Source organism: Plantactinospora alkalitolerans, from assembly GCF_015690345.1.
Lineage (GTDB): Bacteria > Actinomycetota > Actinomycetes > Mycobacteriales > Micromonosporaceae > Plantactinospora > Plantactinospora alkalitolerans.
On the sequence record NZ_JADPUN010000323.1, the window covers coordinates 1 to 10418 of the forward strand.

The window sequence follows — 10418 nt, forward strand, 5'->3', positions numbered from 1 at the left end:
CGGCGAGATCATGCCCGGGCACAGGTTCCGACTGGTGAGGTTGGCCATGATCTGCGGGATCGCGTCGCGGGTGTTCTGGATCCCGTCGTGCATCAGGATGACCTGACCGGCCTGGAGCCGACCGGCGTTGGAGACGATCTGACTGACGCTGGCGCCGTTCCAGTCCTGCGAGTCCACGTCCCAGATCACCTGGCGCATCCCGAGCGACGAGGCGACGGACTGGAGGGTGGAGTTCGTCTCCCCGTACGGCGGGCGGAAGAGTTGCGGCCGGCTGCCGGTCGCCGACTGGATCGCCGAACTCGTCTGGGACAGGTCGGACTGCATCTGGCTCTGACTCATCGAGGTCATGTGGGCGTGGTTCCAGCTGTGGTTGGCGACCCACATGCCGGCCGAGACCTGCGCCTGCGCCGCCGACCGGTTGTTCTGGACGTTCTGCCCGACGTTGAACATCGTGGCCCGTACGCCGTTGTTGCGCAGCACGGACAGCAGCGCGCTGGTGCTGCCGGTCGGTCCGTCGTCGAAGGTCAGTCCGACGTATCCATTGCAGGCGGCGGCGCTGGACGGAGACGCGACGACCGCGATGGCGACGCTGCCCATCGCCACGGTGGTGGCGAGGACGGCAAGCCGGGCGACATGGCTGGCCCAGCCTGAAGTGGTCGGTGGCCGGGGCTTGTCGAGTTTGCCGAACATAGCGGGCTCCTCCTCGGGTGGTGGGATGCCGACCTTGCGGTGTCGGCCGTCCGGGCCCGGGGACTCGGACGGGTGCAGTCGTACAGTCCGGAGATGTGATGTGAGCGGGAACGGCTGCCCGACACCCCGACCGAGTGCGTCGCATCGATCGTGATGGATCGCAGTATTACAGCGAGAAATCCGGGACGTCAACAACTTCCGGAAGCTTTCCGGATGCCTCGCGAGGTGGCGAACGCACTTCGAGCAGCTCCGAGGCGCGTTTGCGCCGCCAGTACCCCGGTCATCTTCCTCGGGGGGTGGCGGTATCGATCAGCAACTCAGGAACTTTCCGGAACGCATCCGAAACATGGGGCGCGGCCGCCCGCCGCCAGCCGAACTCAACGGCACAACGCGCGAGCGACCACTGACATGATTTGATCATCGTTCGCGCCGAGTAGGCGCGCCTCCCGCACGGACCTCGACCGCCCGCCGCCCGACCAGTACCGGCATCCGGGCCCACTCGTCCCCGGGAGGTCCGACCGGGCTGCGGCTTGACCTCGCCCCAGGGGCGAACCGCAGACTTCAGGGCGTGCAGCCGAAATACCTCCGGTCCGGCGAGTTCGGCGCGGCCGGACACCTGTCGCCGAAGGCCCTGCGTCTCTACGCCGAACAGGGCCTGCTCCGGCCGGCGAGCGTCGACCCGGCGACCGGTTACCGCTACTACAGCCCCGACCAGTTGCCCCGGGCCAGGCTGATCGCCCGGCTACGCCGGATCGGCCTGCCGCTGGCCCGGATCGGCCAGCTCGCCGACCTCGGCCCGGAGGCTCGGGCGATCGAGCTGCGCGGGTGGCTGCACAGCCAGCGCGCGCTGCTCGAGGAGAGGGCGGCACTGGTGGAGACGATGCGGTGGTACGGCGAGGAGGCCGCGCTCGTCGACGCCGTCGCGCTGCGGGAGGTGCCGGCGACGAAGGTTCTCTGCCGAAGCCGCCACGTCGACACGGCCGGGCTGGACGGCCTGATCCAAACGGCCGGGCACGACATCCGCGGACATCTGCGGACATCGGGACTGGCCGACGGCGGCGCGACGCTCGTCCACTTCCAGGACCTCGTCACCCCGGACAGCGAGGGACTCGTCGAGGTGGCGGTCCAGTACGACGGGAACGTCGACCCGACCGACGACCTGTACATCCGCCTGGTGCCCGCGCACACCGAGGCGTACCTGCCGGTGCCCGCGGGGTACGAGGACTTCCCGCTGGTCCTGCGGGTGTACGACGCGGTGGAGGCGTGGACCGACGCCCGGCCCGGCGTCACCTGTGTCGACCACCCGTACGAGATCCATCCGGGCACGGACGCGCTCTTCGACGTCGCGTACCCGGTCTCGACCTGACCCGAAAGGCTGTCTCCCGTGCGTCATATCCCCTATGTCGGCAGCGGTCCGTACTGCTACGCCAACTCGTTCGCGATGCTGCTCGGTGGGCAGGCCCCATCGACCGCCATTATCGAGGTCGCCACCGGTGGCACGTTCGGCATGCAGATCATCGGCGGCACCATGGTGTTCTTCGACGCGTACGGCTGGAATCCCGAAGTCGGGTTCGACCAGGCGCTGGAGGCGATCGGCTGGACGTCGACCGTGAGTAGGGGCGGCGACGCGGACGAGGCACTCGCCCGCCTCGCCCGGGCGGCGGCGAGCGGACCGGTCTGGGTGGGACCGCTGGAGATGGGCCACCTGCGCCACCACCCCGAGATGACCGGACCGATCGGCGCCGACCATTTTGTCGTCGTCCTCGACGTGACCGACGAGCGGGTACTCGTGCACGATCCGCACGGATACCCCTACGCCCAGGTACCGGTCGACGACTTCCTGGCCGCCTGGCGGGCGGAGACGGTCGACTACGGCGATCCCTACACGATGCGTACCCACTTCCGGAGGGTCGCGGACGTCGCCGACGCCGACGCGATCCGCTCGATCGTCCCGACCGCGATCGAGCGGCTCAGCATGCACACCGATACGGAGATGCCGCCCGGTAGCCTCGGCAACGGGGAGGCGGCGGAGCGGGTCGCCCAGATGATCGAGGCCGGCGCGGGCGCCGGGCTGCGGGAGCACCTGATCTACTTCGCGATCCGGGTCGGCGCGCGACGGCTCAGCGACACCGCCGACTGCCTGCTGCTGGCCGGGTTTCCCGACGCAGCGGAGATCGCCGCGACCCAGGCCCGGCTGGTGGGCTCGATGCAGTACCCGATGGTGGTCCGCGACTTTACCGCGGCGGCGGCGGCACTCCGCGAGCTCGCCCCGACCTACGACCGGCTACAGGCCGCCCTCGTCCAGCGGCAGCGGTCCGGTAGACCGGAATAATTCCGTTGCCTTCGATCGACACCCCGGCTACCGTCCCGCTCCAATATCGAATGTGGGAAGAGGTGTTTTTTGTGCGGGTCAGCGAAGTTTGTTCACTGTCAGTGAAAACTATTCGTATGACTTTGGTTAGGACTCGTAAAATTGGATCTGCCACGTAGTTTCACCATCCGGGAGAGCAGCCACCGGGTGCTCAACCCCATCACGCCGGAAAAGCTTGCCACCCTCGGAAGCGCGATCGGACTGCGTACCGACATGTCGGTACTGGATCTGTGCTGCGGCAAGGGCGAAATGCTGTCCACCTGGGCCCGTGACCACGGGACCACGGGTACCGGTGTCGACATCAGCACGGTATTCCTCGCCGCGGCCCGCGAGCGCGCCGTCGAACTGGCCGTCGCCGACCGCGTCACATTCGTCCACGGCGATGCCTCGACCTACCTCGCCACCGAGCAGGTCGACGTAGCGGCCTGCATCGGGGCGACCTGGATCGGCAAGGGCGTGACCGGCACCGTTGCCCTGCTCGCGCGCAGCCTCCGGCCGGGTGGACTGCTGCTCGTCGGGGAGCCGTTCTGGCGGGCTGAACCGCCAGCCGGGGAGACGGCCCCGGCGCACCACGCCCAGGCAGACTGGGAAACCCTGCCAGGGCTCGTGACACTGTTCGGCAGGCTCGGGTACGACCTCGTCGAGATGGTGCTCGCCGACGAGGACAGCTGGGACCGGTACCGGGCCGCACAGTGGCTCAACATCCGGAAATGGCTCGACGCGAACCCCGACGACGAACTCGCCGCCGAGCTTCGGGACGAACTCACCCAGGCGCCGCTGGACTACATTCGCCACGAGCGACACCTACTCGGCTGGGGTGTCTTCGCGTTGATGAAACGCTGATCGAGCCGGTGCCGGCCGTACCGCAACCGGGGCGTCCGCACCTCCCCGTCCGGCGAGCGCGGCGATCCCGACCAGGTCGTCGGGTTCGGCGTCCGGCACCGTCAGGTCGAACGTCGCCAGCCTGGTACGCCGCAACGCACCGAGCGCCACCACGGTCATCACGACCCCGCAGACCACGTACACCAGCGCTATCCCACGGCCGGAGCCGACACCGACCACCACACCGAGCGAGTCGGTGAGTGCTCCACCGGGGAGCAGCAGCGGTTCCAGCACGCCGCTGAGCGTCGGCGCGGCGAGGAAGCCGACCGCGACGACGCTCTGCGCGGCCATCTGGTTGAGCGCGATGACCCGGGCGTGGAAGCGCTGCGGCACCTTGGTGTGGATGATGGTCATCCAGATGCCGTTCTGCACGACGAGGAAGAACGACATCCCCAACGCGCCAGCGGCGATGACGGTCAGGTCGGGCCGGAGCGCGACGACGAGGGCGCTCGCACCGTACCCGGCGGTGCTGATCAGCATGCCCCGCATCCGGTAGCGCCGTGGGCCGCCCCAGACCGCGACCAGCAGGCCACCGGCGAGGGCTCCGACGGTGGCGATCGTCGCCACCCGGCCGGCGTCGGTGAGGGTGCCGACGGTCAGGACCAGCGGGGACAGCAGCACGACGACCATCGCGAGGAACATGTTGATCACAACGAAGAACATCAGCATGGCGCGAAGGCCGTTGCGGTTCCAGAAGTACCAGAACCCACCCGTGATCTCCTCGACGACGGTTTCCCGGCGCCGCCAGGCCATCGTGGCGGGGAACCGGGTGACCGCGAGGACCGCGAGCGCGACCGCGTAGCCGAGGACCTCGACGGCCAGGATGCCGGCCAGTTCGATCGCCGCCAGCAGCCCGACCGCCAGTAGTGGCACGAGAAAGTTCGCCGCACCGCTCGCCAACTGCACCACGCCGTTGGCGTTGCCGAGATACCGCTTCGGCACCAGTTGCGGCACCGCGCTGAGGTACGCCAGCCGCTGGACCGTCACCGCCACCGACAGCAGGGCCAGCAACCCGTAGAGCAGTCCGGCCGGAACGGTGCCGACCCAGACCAGCAGAGCGAGGCTGCCCTGCACCAGGCTCGCCGCGACCGTGGCGGCGACGAGGACGCGGCGGCGGTCACTGCGGTCGACCAGCGCCCCGGCGACCGGTCCGGCGAGGATGCCCGGCAGCGTTGCCACCACGGAGAAGAGCGCGAACCGCAGCAGCGACTCGCTCTGCACATAGATCCACAGTGGGATCGCGAACATGGTGAGCGCGGCCCCGGTGTTGGCGACGAGCTGACTCAGGGCAACGGTCAGGAACCGGGCCATGCTCGGCCGGGGCCCGCTGGGTTCCGGCCGACCCACCCCGGCGTGGACGTCGACCAGCCGCCAGTTGCCCGTCCTGCCTGCCGCGCCCGGTACCGCCGCCGGGCCGGATGCCGCCGGGCTGGATGCCGCCGAGCCGACCGCCGCCGGGCCGACCGCCGCCGGCTGCGACGCCGGGTCGAGGTCGAGATCGTCGGCGGTTCCCGCGGCCAGCCGATGGTGGATGCCGGTGACGATCTCGGCCAGTTCCGGGGCGCGGTACTTGAGAAAGTAGTGCCCGGCCTCGTCGACGACGACCAGTCCCGTGCTGCGGGTGAGGAAGTCCCACTCCCGGAACCGCTCCTGGTAGTACTCGGTGCCCGGGTCACGCTCGCCGACGACCGACACGACCGGCGCGTTCAGCGGTGTTCCGCCCTGGTCGAGCAGGCGGGTGAAGTAGTCCTCGGCGAACTGGGCATCGCGGCGCATCGCCCCGATGAGCTGACGGCGTTCGGCCGGATCCAGGGCACCGACGTCGGCCCCCATCGACTGGAGCCAGTTGGCGTAGACGGTGTCGCTGCGCAACCGCTCCATCCGCAACGTCCTGGCGAGCCGACCGAGCGCGCCGGTGGGACGGGCGAACGGAAACACCCCGCCCAGGTACACCGCCTCCAGCCGGCGACCGGCGGCCTCCAGCCGGCGGGCGATCTCCACCGCGAGCGCGCCTCCCGGGCCGCAGTGGCCGTACACGACCAGCGGGCCCGGCACGCGGTCCAGGATCTCCGCGACGCACGCGGCCGCCACGTCCTCGATCGACCGGTCCGCCTCGGTCGTCGCCAGGTCCCGCCCGGGCGGTGCGACCGCGTACAGCGACTGTCCCGACGGCAGCGCGTCGGCGAGCGGCTGATAGACGATCGCGGTGGCACCGCCGTACGGCACACATACCAGCGACAGGGTGTGCAGGGCCGGGTCGACCGACGGCGTCAGCTCGTACAGCAGCTCGCCGGAGGTCGACGCGGCCCGCTCGGCGTGTTCCGCGAGCCGGCGGACCGTCGGATGCTTGAACAGGTCCATCACGGTGATCGGCCGGGTGCCGGCAGGCAGTGCCCGGCGCAGCCGGCTGACCACCTGGGTCGCCAGCAGGGAGTGCCCACCGAGGTCGAAGAAGTCGTCGTCGGTGCCGACCCCTGGCAGCCGCAGCACCTGCGCCCACACCTCGGCTATGGCGCACTGCACCGGCCCCTCCGGCGGGCTGGCTCCGTCGGAGTTCTCGGGCCGTTCCAGCACCGGGTCCGGCAGCGCCCGCCGGTCGACCTTGCCGTGGGACAGCAGCGGCAACCGGTCGAGCCAGACCACCTGCGCCGGCAGCAGGTACTCCGGAAGGGTGACCGCCAGGAGCCGCCTGATCTCGCCGATCTCCAGGTCGTCCGGGCCGGTCCGTTCCAGGTAGGCGACGAGCCGTTCGTCGTGGACCACCACGACGGCCTGACCCACACCGGGCAGTGCGGCCAGCGCCCCGGCCACCTCCCCCGGCTCGACCCGGAATCCGCGGATCTTCACCTGGTCGTCGCGGCGACCGAGGAACTCCAGGTCACCGGTGGGCAGCCACCGGCCGAGATCGCCGGTGCGGTAGAGCCGCCCGTCGGGTGGCCCGAGCGGATCGGGCAGGAACCGTTGCGCCGTCAGCGTGGGCCGGCCGAGGTAGCCACGGGCGAGGCGGTCCCCGCCGACGCAGATCTCCCCGACCGCTCCCGGCGGAACCGGACGAAACCGCTGGTCCAACACGTAGACCCGCGCGTGGGGCAGCGGCCGGCCGATCGGCGTGCTGCCGCACTCGGCCACCATGGCGGGTACGTCACCGCTGGCCGGGATCTCGAAGGTGGTGACGCCGACGGTCGCCTCGGTAGGCCCGTAGTGGTTGACCACGGGGATACCGCCGCGTCGGGCGAGGTCGCGGGCCCAGTCCAGGCGCGACGCCTCCCCGCCCAGCAGCAGCGCGCGGCGGGGCAGCAGCTCGGCGACATCGGCGACGTCGCCGGCCAGTGCGGCCAGATGCGATGGCGTGAGTTTCAGGTAGTCGATGCCGGTACGGGCGAGGTAGGCGGCGAGGTCGCGGCCGGAGACCCGCCGGGGCAGCAGATGGACGCAGCCACCGGTGGCGAGCGCCAGCCAGAACATCGTGACGCTGAAGTCGAACGACATCGACTGCATCAGCCCGAACCGGCTGCCCGGGACGATCCGCAGCCGATCCCGCACCCCGTCGACGTACCTGACGACCTGGCGATGTGCGACGGCGACGCCCTTGGGCCGGCCAGTGGAGCCGGACGTGTAGATGACGTACGCGAGATCGTCGGGGGCGGTTCCTCCGCCGGGCATCACCGCGGCCGCCGCACCGTCCGCCATCGCACCGTCCGCCGTCGGATGGTCCGGCGTCGGGTGGTCCGGCGTCGGGTGGTCCGGCGTCGGGTGGTCCGGCGTCGGGTGGTCCGGCGTCGGGTGGTCCGGCGTCGGGTGGTCCGGCGTCGGATGGTCCGGCGTCGGATGGTCCGGCGTGGCGCCGTCCGCGTCGACGACCACGACCTCACCGGGGAAGTCGACGAACCTGTCCCGCAGCGCCTCCTCGGTCACCAGAATCGGCGAGTCGGCGTCCGACAGCAGGAACGCCAACCGGGCCGCCGGCGCCTCCGGATCCAACGGCAGGTAGGCGGCACCGGCGGTCACCGCGGCCAGTACCGCCACGGCCAGAGCCGGAGCGTGGTTCAGGCAGATACCCACCCGGACGTCCGGGCGGGCACCCCGGCGTCGCAGCTGGACCGCCAGCCGTTGCGCCGCCGTGGACAGCTCGGCGTAGGAGACCTGCCGGGTGCCGTACACCACGGCCGGCGCGGCCGGAGTCCGCACCACCCACGGGCGGATCACCTCGGCCAGGGACGCCGGCCGGGCCAGGGACGCCGGCTCGGCGGAAGCAGTCGGGCCGGCCGGCGTCGACGCGTCGACCGGGGCCGAACCGTTCGAGCTGAGCGCACCGCCGTCGGACCATGCCGCCAGCCGCGCGCGTTCGGTCGGCCCGAGCAGGTCCACGTCGGACAACCGGCACCCCGGATCGGCGACAGCGGCGGCCAGGAGGGTGCGGAACCGGTCGACGATCCCGACGACGGTCTCCCGGTCGAACAGGTCGGTGTTGTAGGTGAGGTGACCGGCGAGGCCGGCATCGTCCGGCCGGACGTAGCACGCCAGTTCGTGCCGGGTGACCGGGTTCTCCACCGGAAACCGTTCGAACCGGAGCCCGCCGTGTCGGCTGCGCCCGGCGTGATCCCAGTTGAGCATCGACAGGTTGACCTGGAACACGGGTGGTCGCCGGACGTCCCGTGGCACGTTCAGCTCGGACACCAGGTGCTCGAAGGGCAGGTGCTGGCGGGCGTAGGCCGCCACGCCGGCGTCCCGTACCCGGCCGAGCAGCGCACCGAACGTCGGATCGCCGTGGAGATCGGCCCGGAGCACCACCGTGTTGACCAGCAACCCGACCATGCTCTCGGTACCGCCCCGGTCCCGGCCGGCGACCTGGCTGCCGACCCCGAAGTCGGACTGACCGGCGTACCAGCCCAGGACAGCCTGGAACCCCGCCATCAGCGCCATGTACTCGGTGGCCTGGTGCTGCCGGGCGACGCGCCGCAGGCCCGCGGCGAGATCGGCGTCGAACCGGAACGTCACGGTGCCGCCGGGCGACGTCTGGGTCGGCGGGTACGGACGGTCCGTCGGCAGCGCCAGCGGCGGCACGTCGGTCAGCCGCTCCCGCCAGTACCGCAGATCGGCGGTGGCCTCGTCACCGGTCAGCCAGTCCTGCTGCCAGGCGGCGTAGTCCCCGTAGCCGACCGACAACTCCGGCAGATCCGGTGCCTCGCCGGCACACAGCGCCTCGTACGCCAGCCACATCTCGTTGAGCACGATGTCGGTCGACCAACCGTCGATCACGATGTGGTGGACGAGCAGGCAGAGCACGTGGTCGTCCGGACCGAGCCGGACCAGGACGGCCCGGACCAGCGGGCCGGCGGCGAGATCGAAGGGCTGCGCCACCTCCTGTCCCAGTAGCTTCCGGGCCAGGTCGGCCGGATCCTCCCCACCGGACCGGTCCGACACGTCCAGCGTCCGGAACGGCACGTCGGCCTGTTCGGTGATGTCGACCATCGGCACACCGTCCGGCCCGACCGGGAACCGCATCCGGAGGCTCTCGTGGCGGGCGACGACCGTGCGCAGCGCCCCACGCAACGCCTCCGCGTCGAGCACGCCGCCGAGCCGCATCGGCATCCACATGGTGTACGTGCTGGTACCGGGGGCGTACTGCTCGAGAAACCACATCCGGGCCTGTGCCGACGACAGTGGTGGCCGGCTGCCCGGCGGGCGGGCGGTGATCGGCTGTGGTCCGGCCGGACGCCTGGCCGCCCGGGCCTGCGCCAGCCAGCGGTCGAGCAGCGCCTGCCGCTCACTGGAGAGCGCGGCCATCCGATCGCCGGAAGGTCGTGGGCCCCGGTCCTGTCCGGTGACGCTCACCTCGGTCCACCCGACCCGCCACGGTAGTCGACGAGCTCCACGATCATGCCGGTCGCCCGTCCGAGGTAGACGAACGCGACCCGCATGCCGGGGCGGGCACCCGGTCGGGGGACGTCGTCGATCGGCACCGCGCCACCGCGACGCAGATCCGCCAGGGCCGTGACCACGTCCTCCACCTCCACCGCCACGTGGTGGACGCCGGGCCCGTGACGACTCAGATGACCATGCACGGCCGACCCCGCACGTGTCGCGGTGACCAGTTCGACCGTCGGGCCGCTCCGGCCGTCCGGGGACCAGAACTGGCAGGCGACCCCGTAGGCGTCGGCTTCGCCCTCGTCGACGAGGGCGAAGCCGAGCTGTCGCAGGGTTTCCCGGGCCGGCTCGGCCTGGTCGGTCACCACGCCGACGTGGTCGAGTGCGGTGGCGTCCATCTGTGTGGCTCTCCTCGATCGTGCGGTTCAGTGGGTCGGCGTGGAGGGCGCCGCCCCGGGCTGCCGGTCGAGCCAGCGCCGAAGCAACTCCGCCCGCTGCGGCGACAGCCCGGCCAGCCGAGGATGCGCCTCGGCCGGCGCGGCTCCGACCCGCGTCGCGTCGGCCGACACCGACCCGACGGGCACCGCCGGGGCGGCCGCCGCAGCGG

General features: G+C 71.2%; 7 protein-coding genes and 2 pseudogenes. 3 read left to right on the forward strand and 6 right to left on the reverse strand.

Annotated elements, in window-relative coordinates:
- On the reverse strand, positions 1-690 hold a 690-nt coding region (locus I0C86_RS35225), incomplete at its 3' end, for a polysaccharide deacetylase family protein (RefSeq protein ID WP_230395310.1).
- A 568-nt stretch (positions 691-1258) separates the two neighbouring features.
- On the opposite strand from I0C86_RS35225, the gene I0C86_RS35230 reads away from it, so the two are divergent.
- From I0C86_RS35230 to I0C86_RS35240, 3 genes are all read left to right on the forward strand, one after another.
- Positions 1259-2056: a MerR family transcriptional regulator gene (locus I0C86_RS35230; protein WP_196205635.1), complete on the forward strand. Its 798-nt coding sequence runs from the start codon at positions 1259-1261 to the stop codon at positions 2054-2056.
- Positions 2057-2074: 18 nt separating this feature from the next.
- Positions 2075-3022, forward strand: a complete 948-nt coding sequence (locus I0C86_RS35235) for a cysteine peptidase family C39 domain-containing protein (RefSeq protein WP_196205636.1) — start codon at positions 2075-2077, stop codon at positions 3020-3022.
- 141 nt (positions 3023-3163) lie between these two features.
- Positions 3164-3904 (forward strand): SAM-dependent methyltransferase, encoded by a 741-nt coding sequence (locus tag I0C86_RS35240; protein WP_196205637.1) that lies wholly within the window; start codon positions 3164-3166, stop codon positions 3902-3904.
- Here the strand turns inward: I0C86_RS35240 and I0C86_RS45760 are convergent.
- The 5 genes and pseudogenes from I0C86_RS45760 to I0C86_RS35255 form a co-directional block, all read right to left on the reverse strand.
- Positions 3866-6790, reverse strand: coding sequence for an MFS transporter (locus I0C86_RS45760; RefSeq protein WP_456319977.1), 2925 nt, complete (start codon positions 6788-6790; stop codon positions 3866-3868). The two genes, I0C86_RS35240 and I0C86_RS45760, sit on opposite strands and share 39 nt — an antisense overlap.
- Positions 6767-8311, reverse strand: a pseudogene (locus I0C86_RS45765) (AMP-binding protein); the annotation flags it as partial. The pseudogene I0C86_RS45765 and the gene I0C86_RS45760, both read right to left, overlap by 24 nt.
- Positions 8288-9730 (reverse strand): annotated as a pseudogene (locus I0C86_RS45770) (condensation domain-containing protein); the annotation flags it as partial. The pseudogenes I0C86_RS45770 and I0C86_RS45765, both read right to left, overlap by 24 nt.
- Positions 9731-9774: 44 nt before the next feature.
- Positions 9775-10209 carry a VOC family protein gene (locus I0C86_RS35250; protein WP_196205639.1) on the reverse strand — a complete coding sequence of 145 codons (435 nt, stop codon included), beginning with the start codon at positions 10207-10209 and terminating at the stop codon, positions 9775-9777.
- Positions 10210-10236: 27 nt separating this feature from the next.
- Positions 10237-10418, reverse strand: a 182-nt coding sequence (locus I0C86_RS35255) for a hypothetical protein (protein WP_196205640.1), incomplete at its 5' end; no start/stop codon positions are given.

Coding starts and splice junctions, on each gene's coding strand:
- I0C86_RS35250 (WP_196205639.1), bottom strand. CDS start 10,209: ATGGACGCCACCGCACTCGACCACGTCGGCGTGGTGACCGACCAGGCC.